The sequence below is a fragment of the Hydrogenophaga sp. genome, assembly GCF_051860785.1.
Lineage (GTDB): Bacteria > Pseudomonadota > Gammaproteobacteria > Burkholderiales > Burkholderiaceae_C > Hydrogenophaga.
On the sequence record NZ_JBIMLB010000001.1, the window covers coordinates 509688 to 527459 of the forward strand.

Below are 17772 nucleotides of genomic sequence, written 5' to 3' on the forward strand. Positions count from 1 at the left end.
GCGAGCTTACCCGAAACACGCTCTTTGGCCCATAAGGCGCCCACTTGGGGACACATAATGCGCCGATGGACACCCGATGGAAACCCAGCGTCACCGTGGCCGCCGTCATCGAGCGCGACGGGCTCTTCCTGCTGGTGGAGGAACACACCCCCGAGGGACTGCGCCTGAACAACCCGGCCGGCCACCTGGATCCGGGCGAGAGCCCGGCCGAAGGCGTGGCGCGCGAGGCGCTGGAGGAGACCACCCACCAATTCCAGCCGACCGCGCTGGTGGGCGTGTACCTCTCCCGCTTTCAGCGACCCGCGCGCGAAGGGCGTCTGGCGGAGGACGTGACCTACCTGCGGTTTGCCTTCTGCGGCGAGCTGGGCGACGTGGTTCCCGGGCGCACGCTCGATACCGGCATCGTGCGCACCCTGTGGATGACGCCCGACGAAATCCGCGCCAGCAGTGCACGCCACCGCAGTCCGCTGGTGCTGCAATGCATGGAAGACCACCTGGCAGGACAACGTTATCCGCTCGCCCTGATCCAGACCGACGCTTCGGTGCTGCTTCCCCCGCTGCCGCCCGCATGACATCGAATCCCGACCCCGGTTTGCGCGTGTTGCCACCCGACGACCTGTTGCGCGAAGACCTGCACAACGAGGTGCATGCCAGACCTTCCGCCCACATCCGCCTGCCGGCGCTGGTGGCGTTCGTGGCCGTGCTCAACGAAGGTGTGAACCGTGAACAGGAATGCGCGCACCTGCGCCAACTCCCCGGACAAGGTGGGCTCACGCCTGTGCAGATGAGCGGAAACTTCCTGCGCCTGCGCTTCGATGAATACACGCTGAAGTGGGAGCGCCACACCGAGTTCACCCGCTACTCCATCGTGCAACCACTGCCCGAAGGCAGTGGCCTGGGCGCGAGCGATCCCCCGCTGCAGGACCACCTGGTCACGCCACCAGGCTGGTTGGGTGATATCCCGGGACGCACCGTGGCCGCGATCCAGCTCGTGATGCTGCAGGCCGACCTGCCTGCCCAGACCTCGGAAGCACAGGCCACGCTCATGGCGCCTGCGCAGCGGTGGTTTGGTGATCGAACCGTGCTGGCGTCTCAACTCGGCGGCGGTCACTCATGGGCCGTCACCGACTTCCTGCTCCAGCCTTCAGGCTTCGAACACCTGCTGGTGATCACCCCGCCCGGCACCAGCGAAACGCGCGCCGGGCGCATCTCGCAGCGGCTGCTGGAACTCGAGACCTACCGCCTCATGGCACTGCGCGGCCTGCCGGTGGCCAAGGCGCTCTCGCCCACACTGGCGCAGGCCGAGGCCCAGCTGGCAGGCCTCACCGCGCAGATGGAAAACAAGTCGGTATCCGAGCAGGACCTGCTCGACCAGCTGATTTCTCTCGCGGCCCGCGTGGAACGCGCCACCGCCGAGAACACCTACCGCTTCGGTGCCACGCGCGCCTACGACGCGCTGGTGAAGCAACGCATCGCCGAACTGCGCGAGAAGCCCATCCCCGGCACGCAGACCCTCGGTGAATTCATGCAGCGGCGCCTGTCGCCGGCCATGGCCACGGTGGCGGCCAGCGAGCAGCGCCTCACGTCGCTCTCGGAACGCATCTCTCGCACCAGCGCCCTGCTGCGCACACGGGTCGACATCGCTACCGAAGCGCAAAACCAGCAACTGCTGGCCAAGCTCACGCGAGGCCAGGAACTTCAGCTGCACCTGCAGACCACGGTGGAAGGTCTGTCGATCGCGGCGATCTCGTACTACGTGATCAGCCTGCTGCTGTACCTGGCGAAGGCGGGCAAGGCCGCCGGCCTGCCGATTCACCCGGAGATCGCGGCGGGCGCCATGATTCCGCTGGTGCTGTGGGTGGTGTGGCGCACCACGCGGCGGATTCACGCCAGGCTGGGCAAGCCCTCGGACAAGCCCTAGCAGGCTATTGACAAACCATCCCTGCGGGTTGGCCGCGGCGACTCCGCGCTGGTGGTGATCACCCCGCCCCCCAGGCACACCTCGCCGTCGTACAGCACGGCGCTCTGCCCAGGCGTCACGGCCCATTGCGGCTCGGCAAAGTTTAGGGCGAAGCCGGCATCGCCAACGACCTGAAAGTTGCAAGGCGCGTCGGCCTGGCGGTAACGGGTCTTGGCCGCCAGTTCTCCCGAGCCCGGCGCGTGGCCGGCCACCCAGCTCGCATCCTGCGCGCGCAGGTGCGGCGTCAGCAACCACGGGTGGTCGTGGCCCTGCACCACCCACAAGGTGTTCTTTTCGATGTCCTTGCGCGCCACGAACCAGGGGGCGTGATCATTGCCGCCCTTCTGCGCGCCTTTTTCCCGAACGCCGCCAATGCCCAGCCCCTGGCGCTGGCCCAGCGTGTAGAAGCTCAGGCCCACATGCTGCCCCAGCACACGGCCTTTCGCATCCTTGATCGGGCCGGACTCCTTCGCGATGTAACGGTTGAGAAAATCGCGGAACGGGCGCTCGCCGATGAAGCAGATGCCGGTGGAGTCCTTCTTCTTCGCATTCGGCAGGCCGATCTCTGCGGCAATGCGGCGCACCTCCGTCTTGGGCAGCTCGCCCACGGGGAACAGGGTCTTGCTCAGCTGCGCCTGGTTGAGCCGGTGCAGGAAGTAGCTCTGGTCTTTCAGCGGGTCCTTGCCCTTGAGCAACTCGAAGGCGCCGTGGCGCTCGCGCACGCGAGCGTAGTGACCGGTGGCGATCTTCTCTGCGCCCAGGCGCATGGCGTGGTCGAGGAAGGCCTTGAACTTGATCTCGGCATTGCAAAGGATGTCGGGGTTGGGTGTGCGACCGGCCTGGTACTCACGCAGGAATTCGGCAAACACGCGGTCCTTGTACTCGGCCGCGAAGTTCACGTGCTCGATGTCGATGCCGAGCACGTCGGCCACGCTGGCGGCGTCCAGGAAATCCTGACGGGTCGAGCAGTATTCGCTGTCGTCGTCGTCTTCCCAGTTCTTCATGAAGATGCCGATGACCTCGTACCCCTGTTTCTTGAGCAGGTGCGCGCTCACCGCCGAGTCCACGCCTCCGCTCAACCCCACCACCACGCGCTGTTTGCTTGCCATCGGGCGATTATCCCAGCGTGGCACACTGACCACATGTCCACCCGCATTGACCCCGCAGAGGTCGAGTTCACCGCCATCCGAGCTCAGGGCGCGGGTGGACAGAACGTGAACAAGGTCTCCAACGCGGTGCACCTGCGTTTCGCCATCCACGGCTCTTCGCTGCCCGAGGCGGTTCGCGCACGACTGCTGGCCTTGAGCGACCAGCGCATCACCACTGAGGGCGTGGTGGTGATCAAGGCGCAGACCAGCCGCAGCCTGGAACAGAACAAGGCCGAGGCGCTGGAGCGCTTGCAGGCGCTGGTGGACAGCGTGGCCACCCTGCCCAAGACGCGCAAACCCACCAAGCCCACATTTGGCTCGAAGCAGCGACGACTGGAAGGCAAGGCCACGCGCTCGCAGGTGAAGCAATTGCGCGGCAGCGTGCGCCACATTGACTGATGCAGGCTCCAGCGAGCCGATGGGTCACTTCAGGGTTTCGCTGGGGGCGCGGCTGTGCTCGTTGTTGGTGCTGACCAGCAGGCGCAGCAACCTCATGAACTCACCACGCTGCCGTTCACTGAGTGGCCCGAGGATGTGGTCCTGCGCGCGCAGCATGGCGGGCACGGCGTCGGTGAGCAGCCGATGGCCGGCATCGGTGAGCACCAGCTGGCGCGCGCGCCGGTCCTCGGGTGAGGTGCGGCGCTCCAGGCAGCCGCGCGCTTCCAGGCGGTCGACCACGCCACCGGTGGTGGAAGTGTCCAGCGCAATGGTGCGGGCCAGCGTGCGCTGGTCGATGCCCGGATGGTTGGCCACGGTCTGCAGTGCCGCGTACTGCACGGGCGTGATGCCCATCTCGCCCAGCTCCTGCAGAAAGATGCCCACCGAGATCTGGTGCAGGCGCCGGATGTTGTGGCCGGGTTGGTCGTCGATGTCGATGGCCTGGGTCTGACTGCGTTTCATGAGGGTCGGTGGGCGAATCGGGTGACGAGCGGGACTTGCCGGCATGCTAGCACCGCCCCTACAATCAGTACACTGATTATTAGCATGCGGCTGATAAGGAGACCACGATGAATGCGACAAGCTCGGAGCTTCCCGTCCTGGTGGCCGGTGGCGGCATTGGGGGCCTTGCGGCCGCGCTGGCCCTGGTGCGCCAGGGCTTTCGCGTCAAGGTGCTGGAACAGTCGCCCGAGATCGGTGAGATCGGTGCCGGCATGCAGCTAGGCCCGAACGCCTTCCACGCCTTCGACGCGCTGGGCGTGGGCGAACAGGCGCGCAAGCGCGCCGTGTACACCGACTTCATGGTGATGCACGACGCGCTGGATGAATACCAGGTGGGCAGGATTCCCACGGGTGAAGCGTTTCGACAGCGCTTTGGCAATCCCTACGCGGTGATCCACCGGGCCGATGCGCACCTTTCCCTGCTGGAGGGCGTGCAGGCCTCCGGTCAGATTGAATTTCTCACCTCCACCCGCGTGGTGCGCATCGAGCAAGACGCGCAAGCGGTGACCGTGCACGACCAGCATGGCAACAGCCACCGAGGCCTGGCGCTGATCGGCGCCGATGGTGTGAAGTCGGTCGTGCGCCAGCAGCACGTGGGCGACGAGGCGCGCGTGACCGGCCACGTGGTCTACCGGGCTGTGGTCGACAAGGCCGATTTCCCCGAGGACCTGCAATGGAACGCGGCCAGCATCTGGGTAGGACCAAACTGCCACCTGGTGCACTACCCGTTGCGCGGTGGTGAACAGTACAACGTGGTGGTGACCTTCCACAGCCGCCAGCAGGAAGAATGGGGCGTGACCGAGGGCAGCAAGGAAGAAGTACAAAGCTACTTCCAGGGCATTTGCCCGAAGGCGCGCCAGCTCATCGACCTGCCCAGGAGCTGGAAGCGCTGGGCTACCGCCGACCGCGAACCCATCGGGCAATGGAGCTTCGGCCTCGTCACGCTGCTGGGCGACGCGGCCCACCCCACCACGCAGTACATGGCGCAGGGCGCGTGCATGGCGATCGAGGACGCGGTGACGCTGGGCGAGGCCTTGCGCGCGAACGGCAACCAGTTCGAAAAGGCCTTTGATCTGTACCAGCGCTCGCGCGTGGCGCGCACCGCGCGCATCGTGTTGAGCTCTCGCGAGATGGGTCGGATCTACCATGCCAGTGGCGTTGAGCGGCTGGTGCGCAACGAGCTTTGGAAGGGCCGCTCACCCGAGCGCTTTTACGACGCCATGGAATGGCTGTACGGCTGGAACGCCGAGAACTGTCTGGCCACGGAATAAGGAACCCACATGAACGACCTCGGACGACTCGAAGACCTGCCTGCGGATTACGTGGCCGAGCTGCGCGCGCTCAACCTGGTGCCGCTGTGGCCCAGTCTGCGCGGCGTGCTGCCACCGAGCATTCCCACGCGCCAGACGCAGGCCACGCATTGGCCCTACAAGAGCATCAAGCCCCTGCTGCTCAAGGCCGGCGAGCTCACACCCATCGAGAAGGCGGAGCGTCGCGTGCTGGTGCTGGCCAACCCGGGCCACACGCTGGAGAAGATGCAGGCCAGCGCCGCCATGTACCTCGGCATGCAGTTGCTGATGCCGGGCGAGTGGGCACCCAGCCACCGCCACACGCCGAACGCGGTGCGCATGGTGGTGGAAGGCGAGGGCGCCTGGACCACGGTGGACGGTGAGAAGTGCGCCATGGAACGCGGCGACCTGATCCTCACGCCCACCGGCCTGTGGCACGAGCACGGCCACGACGGCACCGAGCCGGTGATCTGGCTCGACGTGCTGGACCTGCCGCTGGCCTACTACCTCGAAGTGAGCTACCACCTGAACGGCTCGCGCCAGGACGTGAAGCCGGGCCACGGCGAGCGTGCCTACGCGCGCGGCGGCGTGGTGCCCACGCCCGTGTTCGGCCGCAGTGGCAGGCGCTACCCCATGCTGCGCTACCCCTGGGCCGATGCAAAAGCCTCGCTGGAGTCGCTGGCCGCCGACCGACCCGACATCGACTCGGTGCAGGTGACCTACGTGAACCCCGAGACCGGCGAGGACGTGGAGAACATCCTCGGCTTCCATGCGCTGATGCTGCGCCCGGGACAGACCCTGAAGCTGCCTGCACGCTCGCCGGCCGTGGTGTTCCACGTCATCGAAGGCGGCGCGCGCGTGGCGACCGCTGCGCAGGGTTTCGATCTGGTGGAAGCCGACACCTGCTGCATCCCCGGCTACACCGCCACCACGCTCACCAACGCCTCGGCCAACGTGCCAGCGTTTCTCTTCATCGCCGACGAGTCGCCGCTGCACCGCAAGCTCGGCGTCTACGAAGTGCGTCCCGACAACCAACCCCATATGCCCTGAACGCTGATGACCAACTACCTCTTCCCACCCGGCCCCATCGCTGCCCTGCCCATCCGCGGTCAGACCAAGCTGTTCCCCATCCATCGCCTGTTCTTCGTCGGCCGCAACTACCACGCGCACGCGGTGGAAATGGGCAAGCCGGTCGACAAATCGGTGGAGCGGCCGTTCTACTTCACCAAGGCGCCGCAGACCCTCACGCTCTCGGGCGCCACCACGCCCTACCCGAGCGAGACGAACAACTACCACTTCGAGATGGAACTGGTGCTGGCCATCGGCAAGCCCGGTTTTCGCGTGAAGGCCGAGGAAGCGCAGGACATCATCTACGGGTATGCCACCGGCCTGGATATGACCCGGCGCGACCTGCAACTGGTGGCGCGCGACAAGGGCCGCCCCTGGGACCTGGGCAAGGACGTGGAACACAGCTCGGTCTGCAGCGAGATCGTGCCCATGCCGGGCGTGGTGATCGAACGCGGCGCGATCGAACTCTCGGTCAACGGCGCGGTGAAGCAGATGTCCGATGTGGACAAGCTGATCTGGAACATCCGCGAGATCATTGCCGACCTCTCGCTCTTCTACCACCTGCAGCCTGGTGATCTCATCTATACCGGCACGCCCGAAGGCGTGGGCGCGGTGCTGCCGGGCGACCGCATCACCGGCCGCGTGGAAGGTGTGGGTGACGTGGCGCTGACGGTGGGTCCGAAGGCCTGAGCCTCAGCCGCACACGCCGAGGTGGCCGCACTGCGTGCAGTAGTCGCAGCCGTCCTTGCGGATCACGGCGTGTGCGCCGCATTCGCTGCATTTCTTGCCGGGCATCAGACCCGGCACCACGTCGACCACCGGCCCCGCCACGGGTGCTGCCTGGCCCGTTGACACCACGCCAGCGCGCTGGGCGATGAGCGTCTGCACCGCGTAGGCAATGGCCGCCACCACCGAGTCGTGCCACATCGGCACGCGCGTGCCATCGGCCTTCTCGTGCGTGCCCATGCGCACCGGGCCGCGGTCCCACACCACCTTGCGCATGTCGCGCAGGGCGCGCTCCAGGAAACCGCCGCGCGCGGCCAGCGAAAGCAGCCGCATGCTGGAGGTCACCCACTGCTGCGACTCACCGCTCTGCCCCACCGGCATGAAGAACTCGATGGCACGCTCCACCGTGCCCGCGCCATCGGCCGAAGGTACCGGCAGGAAGGACACCACCAGGTACAGCGTCTGATGGCCTTCCTGCGTCCAGTACTCGATCTTGTCGGCCACCGCCGGCAGGGCGCCCTTGGGCCGGCTCTCGATCACCGTGCGCATCGGGTCCACGGCGACAGCGGTACTGGCCGCCTCAGGCGCCGCGCCGGTGTCGAGCACCGACCCCAGGATAAGGTTGGGCCGGTAGGTAGCCAGCCCCTTGAGCCTGGCGCGCCACGCCTGCTGGTACAAGTCCTTGAAGTGGTCGTACGGGTAGTCCGCCGGTACGTTCACGGTCTTGGAGATCGCGGTGTCCACGAAGGGCTGCACCGCCTCCATCATGGCCAGATGGTCCGACGCAGGCATGGACAGCGCGTTCACGAAGTACTCGGGCAGTTGCGCCACATCGCCACCGAGCTCGCGGTAGAGCCGCCAGGCGTGGTCTTCCACCAGGTAGTCGGTGGTGCTGCCATCGGCCTCGCGCTTCTTGCGCCGGTAGGTCCAGGAGAACGGCGGCTCGATGCCGTTGGACGCGTTGTCGGCAAACGCCAGACTGACCGTGCCCGTGGGGGCGATGGAAAGCAGGTGGCTGTTGCGGATGCCGTGCGCGCGGATGTTGTCTTGCAAGGCGCTGGGCAGGCGGCTGGCGAAGCTGCCTTCAGCCAGATAGCCATCGGCGCGGAACATCGGAAACGCGCCCTTTTCTCTGGCCAGGGCCACCGACGCCGAGTAGGCCGCATCGCGCAACCGCTCGGCGATCTTCGCCGCCATGGCGCGACCTTCGGCGCGGTCGTAGCGCAGGCACAGCATGGCCAGCGCATTGCCCATGCCGGTGAAGCCCACGCCGATGCGCCGCTTGGCCGCCGACTCCTCGCGCTGCTGAGGCAACGGCCAGAAGGTCACATCCAGCACGTTGTCGAGCGCGCGCACCTGCACCGCCACGGCCTGCTCGAAGGCCTCGAAATCGAACGCAGGCAGGCCACCGAAGCCGAACGGGTGGCGCACGAAGCGGGGCAGGATCACGGGACCGAGGTCGCAGCAGCCGTAGGGCGGAAGGGGCTGCTCACCGCAGTTGTGAACCACCAGCCCGTTGGCATCGAAGGCGTGCACGTCGTTCACCGAGACGTCGTATACCGTCTCTTCGCCATCGGCCTGCAACGCGTCCACGGTGGCGACGAAGCGCTCCCGGTTGGGTGTCCGTTTGTAGGACGCCAGCAACTGCCCCAGCTTGCTCGCCTTGTCGGTATCCTGAAAACCGATTCGCTCGGCGAACACGTGCAGGTTGTCGCCACTGATCACCAGCTCATGCTGAGCCAGCGTGGGGTAGTCTCGCGAACCACCTCGCCCATCGGGCAAACTGCGTAACGCCGCTGGCCGTCGTTCGCAGTACAAGACGGAAGCGATGCCCAGTCGCAGCAGCATGCGCTGAGCGGTCCGGAGCAACGCTTCGTTGCTTTGCGACAGTCGCACGCTCACGCCCTTTTCCTGCGAACCCTGCGGGCTGCCATCCGCATCGAAGAGGCCACCCAGCAAGCCTTCTGTGAAGTCGGAAGACTGCCGCTCCATCGCTGGCGTGATCACCTTGTTGCCTGGTGTCATGCCCAGCGAAAAGGCCAGATCACGCAACGCAGCACTGGACAACCGGGCCTCTCCCCGCCCGGCCACTGGGCGCTGGAAGCCGCGAAAATCGGCCCGGTACTGCAGGCTTGCCGCTGCCGCCTCAGCCGCCCGGACAATGCCGGCCGCGCCTGTGGCGGAGAATGCTACGGTGCCCTGTCCCACCACGCGCAACTCAGGCGCCCAGACCGATAGCACGGCGTTGTCGGCCTTGAGGGTGCCGTCACCGATCAGCAGTCCCAGTAGATAGCCCTCTGCGCGGGTGCCCTCACCTGCCCAGCCTCGAAGGGCGCGGTGGTCGTTGATCACGATTTGCTCGCCGGGAGCCAGGCGCGCCGCCTCGGTCCAGTCCAGTTCCATGCCGTAGCGGGTCTTGCGGGCCACTCGGCGAACGCGATGACCGGCGGTAAGGCGCAGCTCATGGCCCTCTCGTGTGGTCAGGCGCCACACGGGTTTGCGCCCTGTGGCGAAGAAGCCGGCGCTGCGCACGGCATAGCTCTTGCCATCCACCACTGCGTGAAAAGCCTGCCCCACAAGATCACTCACCGTGCGAGGACCATGCTCCGTCAAGACCCAGGTATCGGCCGTCACGCAAGGGTTCGTCGCCTCGATGGTCTCGCAGTAGCGCAGGTTGTTGTCCTGCTGGATGTGGTCGAGGAAGAGGATGCCCGGCTCGGCGAAGTCGTAGGTGGAGCGCATGACCGTGTCCCACAGTTCGCGCGCGGGCAGGGTGCGGTAGACCCACAGGCCATCGGCGCGCTGGTGGGCACCCCCGGCCAGCAACCCCTGGCCGGGGCGGGCGCGGTGCACCAGGTCCCACGGCTGATCATCGGCCAGGGCGCGCATGAAGGCGTCGCTCACGCCCACCGACACGTTGAAGTTGTTCCAGCGCCCGGGCGTTCGCTTGGCGGTGATGAACTGCAACACGTCGGGGTGGTCGATGCGCAACACGCCCATCTGCGCGCCGCGCCGCGCGCCGGCGCTCTCCACCGTGGCGCAGGACTGGTCGAACACGTTGATGTAGCTGCACGGCCCGGAGGCCAGCGAGGCCGTGCCTTTCACCTCGGCACCGTGCGGACGGATGCGCGAGAAATCGTAGCCCACGCCACCGCCGCGGCGCATGGTCTCGGCGGCCTCGCGCAGAGCCTCATAGATGCCGGGAAAGCCGCCATCGTCCACGCCCTGGATGCAGTCGCCCACGGGTTGCACGAAGCAGTTGATGAGCGTGGCCTGGATCGAGGTGCCCGCCGCGCTCATGATGCGGCCTGCGCCAATGGCGCCAGCGCGCAGGTTGTCGAAGAAGCGCTGCTCCCACTGTGCGCGCACCGGTTCGTCCTCCACCGAGGCGAAGGCGCGGGCCACGCGGTGGTAAATGTCGTCCTCGCTGGTCTCCGCGTGCTTGAGGTACTTCTCTTTCAGCACGTCCAGCGTGATGGGTTGCTGGCCGATGGTGGCCTGGGCGGATTTCAGGGCGTCTCGTTTCATGGCGGGCTTTCTGTCGTCGGCATTCAGCCCTATGGTGCACCTTTCCAAAAGGTCCGCAAAGCCTGCCGGCTATGCTTGGGTGGTTCGCCTCCCTGCAGCCCCATGCCAACCCCACCGCAACGCCAGGATCCGCCGACGAACGGCAGCGCCCTGCATCGATCGCGCACGGTGCGCTGGCTGTTGTGGGCGGCCGGCAGCATCTCGCTGGCGCTGGGCCTCATCGGCGTGGTGGTGCCGGGTCTGCCCACCACGCCTTTCGTGCTGCTCGCCGCTGCGTGCTATGCCAAAGCCTCTCCCCGCCTGCACGGCTGGCTGCTGCGGCACCGCTTTCTCGGGCCGATGGTGCGCGACTGGGAAGCGCACCGCAGCCTGACGCGCCGCACCAAGACCATCGCCATCCTGTCGATGGTGGTGATGGTGGGTCTGTCGGCTTGGGGCCTTCGGCACCAACCCTGGGCCCTGGGCGCCTTGCTGGCGGCCGGACTGGTGGGTGCGTTCGTGGTGGTGCGCATTCCCACCCGCGAACGCCACACCTACGAGCCTTGAAGCGCATTCAAGCGGGCTTGCGGGAGGGCAGTCCCCACACCTGGCGCAGCACCGACAGCGCGGCAACGATGGCGGGATCGTGCTCGGCGGTCTTGGGGTAAATGAAGCTGAGCAACGCGGCCACGCGCGTGTGCGGCCAGATCACCAGTTCGTCGCGCTCGGCGGCCGGCACGGCCATGTCTTCGCGCAGCAGTGCCAGGCCGAGGTCGGCGCGCACCAGGCTGTAGGGTGCCGAGGCGTCGTCCGACTCCACCACCTGGTTGGGCAGCAGGCCCTGGCGCGAGAAGAGGTCGCGCAACAGCGTCTGCACGTGGCCGGCGTGGGGCGTGCCGATCCAGGGCATGTCGGCGATCTCGCGCCAGCCCGCGTGCAGCACCCGCTCGCGGTACGACACCGGCGCCACCACGCGGTAGTGGAGGGTCTGCAGCGCCAGGCCGAACACATCGCGCGGGATGTGCGGGCCGATGTAGAAGGCCGCGTGCAGGGTGGACGTAGCCACCGCTTCGCGCAGCGTCTCTGCGTCGCCCGAGCGGGTCTTGATGTCCAGCAAGGGCAGCGCCGCGACAAGACCGCCCAGCAAGGAACCCAGGCGCAAGGCGTCGGGGTCGCCCAGCGTGCCGATGACGAGCGAGCCCGACACCTCCCCCTGCAGTTCACGCGCCCGCCCGATGAGCGAACCGGCAGCGGCCAGCACGCGCTCGGCCTCGGGCAGCAAGCGCTCGCCCGCGCGCGTGAGCGCGATGCGTCCCGGTCGCCGGTCGAACAGAGAAACACCCAGCTCCTCTTCCAGCGCCTTGATCTGCCCCGTGACCGCCGGTTGCGTGACGTGCAGCGCCTCGGCCGCGCGCGTGAGCTGGCCAATCTTAGCCACGGTCACGAACGCGCGCAGCTGGTAGATCTCCATGCCCTGGGCGATCAGTTCAGTGTGTGAGGAAGCGCGCCTGTGTAGGCTCGATCCCCAGCCGCACCTCGGCCCCGGGCGGGAACAGCGCCAGCCCCGAATAGTGGTACTGGTTGGCGACGATCAGCGTCTCGCCCACGCGCACGCGGTAGCGCGAGGTCTCTCCGAGGAATTCCGAGCTCTCGACCTGGCCGTCGAGCCAGATGCGCGAGGCATCGCCATGGTCGTCGCGCACGCGGATGTTGACCGTGTGCGGCCGGAACGACAGCGACGCCGGACCGGTGCCCGGACTCTCCTGGTTGCGCGGCAGCACCATCTGGCCCAGGCCGTCGGCCTGGAAGTGCAGGGTCTCGCCGTTGACGTGTGTTACCCGCCCCTCGACCAGGTTGGCCGTGCCGACGAAGCTCGCCACGAAGCGGTTGGCGGGAAAGTCGAACAGCGCGGTGGCCGTGCCCACCTGCTGCAGCACCCCTTTGTCGAGCACGGCCATTCGGTCGGCAGTGGTCATGGCCTCCTCCTGATCGTGCGTCACGAAGATGGTGGTCAACCCCAGCGTGCGCTGCAGGTTCTTGAGCTCTTCGCGCATCTGCACGCGCAGGTTCTTGTCGAGGTTGGACAGCGGTTCGTCGAGCAACAGCAGCTTGGGTTCGATCACCACGGTGCGCGCCAGCGCCACGCGCTGCTGCTGCCCACCCGAGAGCTGGCTCGGTCGCCTTTGCGCATAGTCCGCCAGGCCCACCAGCTCCAGTGCGGCGCCCACCTTGCGGCGCAGCGATTCCTTGGGCTCCTTGCGCTCGACCAGGCCGAAGGCCACGTTGTCCCACACCGTCATGTGCGGCCACAGCGCGTAGTTCTGAAACACCATGCCCACATTGCGCAGGTGCGGCGGCGTGCCGGTGATGTCCTTGCCGTCGATCAGCAGTTCGCCACGCTGGTGCTGGTTGAAGCCGGCAATCAGCCGCAGCAACGTGGACTTGCCGGAACCCGAAGGCCCGAGCAGCGCGAAGAACTCGCCCGGCTCGATGCGGATGTTGACGTCCTTGAGCACCTCGGTGCTGCCGTAGCTCAGGCTGATGTGCCGCGCTTCGAGGGAAACCTTGTTCAAGTGCATGGTTGTCTTCCTGTGGATCTTCGTGCGTGCTCAGGCCTGCTTCGCGCTGTCGGGCGTGCGCGATTTTTCCACCACGCGGTGCGAGAGGTAGGTGCCGATGGCCACCACCACCACCGCGATCACGCCCAGCGCCGCACCCGGCCCGCGCCCAGCGATGCTCTGCATGTAGAGGTAGATGCCGTAGCTCATGGGCGCCTGGCTCTGCGCCGAGGTGAGCAGGATGGTGGCGGAGAGCTCCACCGCGGCGGTGATGAAGCTGGTGACGAAGCCGGCCAGGATGCCGCCCATCATGAGCGGCACCATGATGCGACGCACCGTGCTGACCTTGCCCGCTCCCAGGCTCTGCCCGGCTTCCTCCAGCGAGATGTGCACCTGCTGCAGCGCCGCCATGCACGATCGCAGTGCGTAGGGCAGGCGGCGCACCGCGTAGGCGATCATGATCAGCACCCAGGTGCTGATCACCGGCGTGTCGGTAAACGGAATGTTCACGCCCTTGAACATGCGCAGGTAGCCGATGGCCAGCACCAGGCCGGGGATGGCCAGTGCGATCGAGGCGGTGTAATCGAGCCAGCGGCGCGCGGGCAGGTTGGTGCGGAAGATCAGGTAGGCGATCACGGTGCCGAGGATCACGTCGAGGCCGGCGGCCATCAGGCAGTACTTGAGCGTGTTGTAGACCATCAGCTTGGAGTCGGTGAACACGGTGGCGTAGTGCTCCAGCGTGTAGCTGTCCGGCAGCACCGAGAAGCTCCAGACCTTGGAGAACGACATCAACAGAATGCCGATGTGCGGCGCCAGCGTGACCAGCAGCACGAACACCACCCACGCGTAGGCCAGCACCGAAGCCCAGCCACTCAGCGTGCGGCGCTGCAGCGAGCCGCCACCCTTCTGCAGCGTCGAGTAGTCTTTGCCCTTCATCACGCGCGAGGCCATCCACAGCGCCAGGATCGAGAGCACGATCATGATCACGCTGATCACGTAGCCCAGCGGGTCTTCGATGCCAATCGAGGTGATGCGCAGGTAGGCCTGGGGCGCCAGCATGTTGGTCACGCCCATCACCAGCGGTGTGCCGAGGTCGTCGAACACCTTGACGAACACCAGCGCCGCGCCCGCCAGGTAGCCCGGCAGCGACAGCGGGAAGATGATGCGCCAGAACAGACGCCAGCCCTTGGCACCCAGGTTCTGTGCCGACTCCTCCATGGCGCCATCGATGTTGCGCATGGCGGCAACCAGGTTGAGCAGGATGAACGGGAAGTAGTGGATGCTCTCGACGAAGGTGACACCGATGAGCCCGTCCATGATCGGCACCGTGAAGCCGAACCAGTCGTTGAGCACGAGGTTGACCGAGCCGCTGCGTCCGAAGATGAGCTGCAGCGCGACCGCTCCCACGAACGGCGGCATGATCAGCGGCAGCACGCCCAGCGTCTGGATCAGCAAGGCACCCCGGAACTCGAAGCGCACCGTGAGGTAGGCCAGCGGAATGGCGATCACCGAGGCGAAGAACACCGAGGCCAGCGCAACCAGCAGGCTGTTGATCAGCGACTCGCGCAGCAGACTCTGGCCGAAGAAGTTGCTGAAGTGCCCGAGCGTGGGCGCGCCGGTGTCGGTGACGAAGGCGGTGTAGATCACCTCGCCGATCGGCAGCAGCAGGAACAGGAACAGGAAAGCGAACACCAGGCCGGCCAGCACCCAGTGGCCCCACACCACGGGCGGTCGAAGCCGGCGCAAGGGCGCCGGAGCGGGCGCATCGAGACCTGTCAGGGCAGCGGACATGGGGATCTTTCCGGGAGGGGAGGTGGCCCCTTGCGCGGCCGGTGGCTACGCAAGGGCGTCAAGACGCGCTCAGGCGATCACTACTTGGCCAGCGCCGCAGCTTCGTTGGCGAGGTTGCGGGCACGCTCGTAGTTGGCCTTGGCCTTGGAACTCCACAGCTCCTCGAGTCCCGTGAGTTGCTTGGCCACCTCCACGTCGCGCTTGTTCTGGCGGAACAGGTTGAGGAATTTCTCGTCCTTCACCATGCTCTCAGGCACCAGCGACGAGTAGGCAAAACTCTTGGCCTGGCGCAGCAGCTCGCTGCCGTGCGCGTTGGGCTTGGCCGCGAGCTTGCGGTCGGCATCGTGAATGGCACGCGTGGCGGCCTGCAGTTCCTTCAGCCGGAAGGTCACCATCTGGTCGAACAGGCTCACCACCACCTGGTAGCGGTTGCTGGAAAGGTCGGTGTTGAACTGCACCTTGGCGCGCTTGGCGATCTCCTGCGCGTCGGGGTAGTTGGCCGGCGCCTTGCCGCCGAACGACGCATTGGGCAGCACGGGCAGTCGGCTGATCTTCGGGTCGAACAGCAGTTCCTGGCCTTCGGTGGAGAGCGTGAAGGCGATGAACTTCTTCGCCTCGTCGGCGTTCTTGCCGCCGGAGATCAGCGCGATGTTGGCCGGCACCACCGCCGTCACCGAGGGGTAATGGAACTCCACCGGATAGCCGGAGTACTTGCCGGCCAGGCCGAAGAAGTCGATCACCAGGCCGATGCCGTACTGGCCGTTGTTCACACCATCGGGCACCGCGAAGCTGCGGTCCGTCACGGCGGCGCAGTTGCCGGCGATCTGCAGCATCTGCGTCCAGCCCTTTTCCCAGCCCTCGCCCTGCAGGATGGTCTCGACCGTGAGGTGGGTGGTCCCCGAGCGCGAGGGCGACGACATGGACACGTGCCCGAAATACGCGGGCTTGATCAGGTCGGCCCATTCGCGCGGCGCCGGGACCTTGTTGGCCTGCATGTAGCGCGTGTTCCACATCAGCCCGTATCCCGCCAGCGCCTGGCCGTAGTAGAGGCCATTGGGGTCGTTGATGGGGTAGTTGCCGACCTTGGCGGGTGCCTTCGGATTCTTGACCTCGGGTGCCGCCTGCAGCAGCTTGTCGCGCGCCAGCACCTCGAAGGCATCGGGCGCCGAGGCCCACATCACGTCGGGCCGCTGTCCCGCCGACAGCTCCTTGATGTAGGCGATGCTGGCGGTGGTGTTCTTGTTGAGGATCTCGATCTTGATGCCGGGGTTGGCGGCTTCAAAGGCCTTCTTGTAGGCCTCCGTCAGTTCCTTGGGAAACGAGGTGATCACGGACACCGTGCCCGCGTGCGCGACGGCGGACCACGCCGTCACCAGGGAAAGAACCAGCACCTTGAACGCGCGTTGCTTTGCCATACCTGTCTCCATCGTTGTGTTTGCGACGGAACCAATTTAGCAACAGAACGCGCGCGGCACCAATCATGGTTTCTGATGAGCCGCATAAATCGCGGCGCCGGTCGGGTAAACCCCGAGCGGCTGCGGAGCATGGGGCCTACGCAGCAGCCCTGCGCGCCAGCACCTCGAAGGCTGGCAGCGTCTTGCCCTCCAGCACCTCAAGGAAAGCCCCGCCACCGGTGGAGATGTAGCCCACGTCCTTCTCGATGCCGTACTTGGCAATCGCCGCCAGCGTGTCACCACCCCCGGCGATGCTGAACGCGCTGCTCTTTGCAACCGCTTGCGCGATGGCCTTGGTGCCGCCCTCGAACGCCGCGAATTCGAACACGCCCACCGGACCGTTCCACACGATGGTGCCGGCCTGCATGAGCTGCTCGGCCAGCTTCTTCGCCGTCTCGGGCCCGATGTCCAGGATCAGGTCGTCCTCGGCCACCTCGTTGGCCTTCTTCACCGTGGCCGGTGCGTCCGCGCTGAAACTCTTGGCGGTCACCACGTCGGTGGGGATCGGCACCTCGGCGCCCCGCGCCTTCATGGCCTCGATCACGGCTTTCGCTTCGCTGACCAGGTCGGCCTCGGCCAGGCTCTTGCCGATCTTCAGGCCCGCGGCGAGCATGAAGGTGTTGGCGATGCCGCCGCCGACGATGAGGTTGTCCACGTTGGCCGCCAGGCTTTTCAGGATGGTCAGCTTGGTGCTGACCTTGCTGCCGGCGACGATGGCCACCAGGGGCCGTTTCGGGGCGGCCAGGGCCTTGCCGATGGCGTCCATCTCGGCGGCCAGCAGCGGGCCGGCGCAGGCGATGGGGGCGGTCTCGGCGATGCCGTAGGTGGTGCCTTCGGCGCGGTGCGCGGTGCCGAAAGCGTCGTGCACGAAGATGTCGCACAGGGCGCCAAGCTTTTTCGCCAGTTCGGGGTTGTTCTTTTTCTCGCCCACGTTCAGGCGGCAGTTCTCCAGCAGCACGACTTCCCCAGGGGCGACGGAGAAGTCGCCATCGATCCAGTGGGCCACGAGGCGCACGGGGCGGTCCATGAGCTCACCCAGGCGAGCGGCCACGGGGGCGAGGGAGTCTTCGGGCTTGAAGGCGCCCTCGCTGGGGCGGCCCAGGTGGCTGGTCACCATGACCGCCGCACCGGCTTCCAGCGCCATCTGGATGGCCGGAATGCTGGCGCGGATGCGGGTGTCTTCAGTGATGCGGCCATCGTCGTCCTGGGGCACGTTGAGATCGGCGCGGATGAAGACGCGCTGGCCCTTGACGCGGCCTTGGTTGCACAAGTCGGAGAAACGGAGGAATTGCATGGTGGGCGGGCGTTGCTGCGGCTGAGGGAAAAGCCGCA

At 66.6% G+C, this 17772-nt stretch carries 15 protein-coding genes; 7 read left to right on the top strand and 8 right to left on the bottom strand.

The window, feature by feature from the left end:
• Positions 1-65: 65 nt before the first annotated feature.
• Both ACTIF6_RS02390 and ACTIF6_RS02395 read left to right on the top strand, forming a co-directional pair.
• Positions 66-572 (top strand): NUDIX hydrolase, encoded by a 507-nt coding sequence (locus ACTIF6_RS02390; RefSeq protein WP_439586398.1) that lies wholly within the window; start codon positions 66-68, stop codon positions 570-572.
• Positions 569-1921, top strand: coding sequence for a DUF3422 family protein (locus ACTIF6_RS02395; protein ID WP_439586399.1), 1353 nt, complete (start codon positions 569-571; stop codon positions 1919-1921). Before ACTIF6_RS02390 ends, ACTIF6_RS02395 begins: the two co-directional genes overlap by 4 nt.
• Here the strand turns inward: ACTIF6_RS02395 and mnmA are convergent.
• Complete coding sequence (mnmA, locus tag ACTIF6_RS02400; RefSeq protein ID WP_439586400.1) at positions 1918-3069, bottom strand: tRNA 2-thiouridine(34) synthase MnmA; 1152 nt, start codon at positions 3067-3069, stop codon at positions 1918-1920. The genes ACTIF6_RS02395 and mnmA overlap by 4 nt on opposite strands.
• 33 nt (positions 3070-3102) lie before the next feature.
• On the opposite strand from mnmA, the gene arfB reads away from it, so the two are divergent.
• Positions 3103-3507 (top strand): alternative ribosome rescue aminoacyl-tRNA hydrolase ArfB, encoded by a 405-nt coding sequence (arfB, locus tag ACTIF6_RS02405; RefSeq protein WP_439586401.1) that lies wholly within the window; start codon positions 3103-3105, stop codon positions 3505-3507.
• Between the two features lie 24 nt (positions 3508-3531).
• Here arfB and ACTIF6_RS02410 read toward each other — a convergent pair whose 3' ends face one another.
• Positions 3532-4008: a MarR family winged helix-turn-helix transcriptional regulator gene (locus ACTIF6_RS02410; RefSeq protein ID WP_439586402.1), complete on the bottom strand. Its 477-nt coding sequence runs from the start codon at positions 4006-4008 to the stop codon at positions 3532-3534.
• A 107-nt stretch (positions 4009-4115) separates the two neighbouring features.
• Between ACTIF6_RS02410 and ACTIF6_RS02415 the strand changes: the two genes are divergently transcribed.
• The 3 genes from ACTIF6_RS02415 to ACTIF6_RS02425 are packed head-to-tail and all read left to right on the top strand — an operon-like array spanning position 4116 to position 7094.
• Complete coding sequence (locus ACTIF6_RS02415; protein ID WP_439586403.1) at positions 4116-5318, top strand: 3-hydroxybenzoate 6-monooxygenase; 1203 nt, start codon at positions 4116-4118, stop codon at positions 5316-5318.
• 9 nt (positions 5319-5327) lie between these two features.
• Complete coding sequence (locus tag ACTIF6_RS02420) at positions 5328-6386, top strand: cupin domain-containing protein (protein ID WP_439586404.1); 1059 nt, start codon at positions 5328-5330, stop codon at positions 6384-6386.
• 6 nt (positions 6387-6392) lie between these two features.
• Entirely contained in the window at positions 6393-7094 is a 702-nt protein-coding gene (locus tag ACTIF6_RS02425) for a fumarylacetoacetate hydrolase family protein (protein ID WP_439586405.1), read from the top strand.
• 3 nt (positions 7095-7097) lie between these two features.
• Here ACTIF6_RS02425 and ACTIF6_RS02430 read toward each other — a convergent pair whose 3' ends face one another.
• Positions 7098-10658 (bottom strand): LAGLIDADG family homing endonuclease, encoded by a 3561-nt coding sequence (locus ACTIF6_RS02430; RefSeq protein ID WP_439586406.1) that lies wholly within the window; start codon positions 10656-10658, stop codon positions 7098-7100.
• Between the two features lie 102 nt (positions 10659-10760).
• Here ACTIF6_RS02430 and ACTIF6_RS02435 point away from each other — a divergent pair, with 102 nt between their 5' ends.
• The gene (locus ACTIF6_RS02435) at positions 10761-11204 is read left to right on the top strand and encodes a YbaN family protein (RefSeq protein ID WP_439586407.1); all 444 of its coding nucleotides are present in this window, start codon (positions 10761-10763) and stop codon (positions 11202-11204) included.
• Between the two features lie 7 nt (positions 11205-11211).
• On the opposite strand, the gene ACTIF6_RS02440 is transcribed toward ACTIF6_RS02435, so the two are convergent.
• The 5 genes from ACTIF6_RS02440 to ACTIF6_RS02460 all read right to left on the bottom strand — a co-directional run bounded on the left by ACTIF6_RS02440 (position 11212) and on the right by ACTIF6_RS02460 (position 17734).
• Entirely contained in the window at positions 11212-12108 is an 897-nt protein-coding gene (locus ACTIF6_RS02440; RefSeq protein WP_439586408.1) for a LysR family transcriptional regulator, read from the bottom strand.
• Positions 12109-12124: 16 nt separating this feature from the next.
• Entirely contained in the window at positions 12125-13210 is a 1086-nt protein-coding gene (locus tag ACTIF6_RS02445) for an ABC transporter ATP-binding protein (RefSeq protein ID WP_439586530.1), read from the bottom strand.
• Between the two features lie 36 nt (positions 13211-13246).
• On the bottom strand, positions 13247-14986 hold the full coding sequence (locus tag ACTIF6_RS02450) for an ABC transporter permease (RefSeq protein ID WP_439586409.1): 1740 nt from the start codon (positions 14984-14986) through the stop codon (positions 13247-13249).
• An 80-nt stretch (positions 14987-15066) separates the two neighbouring features.
• On the bottom strand, positions 15067-16401 hold the full coding sequence (locus ACTIF6_RS02455; protein ID WP_439586410.1) for an ABC transporter substrate-binding protein: 1335 nt from the start codon (positions 16399-16401) through the stop codon (positions 15067-15069).
• Between the two features lie 136 nt (positions 16402-16537).
• Entirely contained in the window at positions 16538-17734 is a 1197-nt protein-coding gene (locus ACTIF6_RS02460) for a phosphoglycerate kinase (protein WP_439586411.1), read from the bottom strand.
• Positions 17735-17772: the final 38 nt, after the last annotated feature.

Bases quoted from the DNA above. Each gene is read 5' to 3' on its own strand.
- ACTIF6_RS02390 (WP_439586398.1), top strand. From the start codon at position 66: ATGGACACCCGATGGAAACCCAGCGTCACCGTGGCCGCCGTCATCGAG.
- ACTIF6_RS02395 (WP_439586399.1), top strand. From the start codon at position 569: ATGACATCGAATCCCGACCCCGGTTTGCGCGTGTTGCCACCCGACGAC.
- mnmA (WP_439586400.1), bottom strand. From the start codon at position 3,069: ATGGCAAGCAAACAGCGCGTGGTGGTGGGGTTGAGCGGAGGCGTGGAC.
- arfB (WP_439586401.1), top strand. From the start codon at position 3,103: ATGTCCACCCGCATTGACCCCGCAGAGGTCGAGTTCACCGCCATCCGA.
- ACTIF6_RS02410 (WP_439586402.1), bottom strand. From the start codon at position 4,008: ATGAAACGCAGTCAGACCCAGGCCATCGACATCGACGACCAACCCGGC.
- ACTIF6_RS02415 (WP_439586403.1), top strand. From the start codon at position 4,116: ATGAATGCGACAAGCTCGGAGCTTCCCGTCCTGGTGGCCGGTGGCGGC.
- ACTIF6_RS02420 (WP_439586404.1), top strand. From the start codon at position 5,328: ATGAACGACCTCGGACGACTCGAAGACCTGCCTGCGGATTACGTGGCC.
- ACTIF6_RS02425 (WP_439586405.1), top strand. From the start codon at position 6,393: ATGACCAACTACCTCTTCCCACCCGGCCCCATCGCTGCCCTGCCCATC.
- ACTIF6_RS02430 (WP_439586406.1), bottom strand. From the start codon at position 10,658: ATGAAACGAGACGCCCTGAAATCCGCCCAGGCCACCATCGGCCAGCAA.
- ACTIF6_RS02435 (WP_439586407.1), top strand. From the start codon at position 10,761: ATGCCAACCCCACCGCAACGCCAGGATCCGCCGACGAACGGCAGCGCC.
- ACTIF6_RS02440 (WP_439586408.1), bottom strand. From the start codon at position 12,108: ATGGAGATCTACCAGCTGCGCGCGTTCGTGACCGTGGCTAAGATTGGC.
- ACTIF6_RS02450 (WP_439586409.1), bottom strand. From the start codon at position 14,986: ATGTCCGCTGCCCTGACAGGTCTCGATGCGCCCGCTCCGGCGCCCTTG.
- ACTIF6_RS02455 (WP_439586410.1), bottom strand. From the start codon at position 16,401: ATGGCAAAGCAACGCGCGTTCAAGGTGCTGGTTCTTTCCCTGGTGACG.
- ACTIF6_RS02460 (WP_439586411.1), bottom strand. From the start codon at position 17,734: ATGCAATTCCTCCGTTTCTCCGACTTGTGCAACCAAGGCCGCGTCAAG.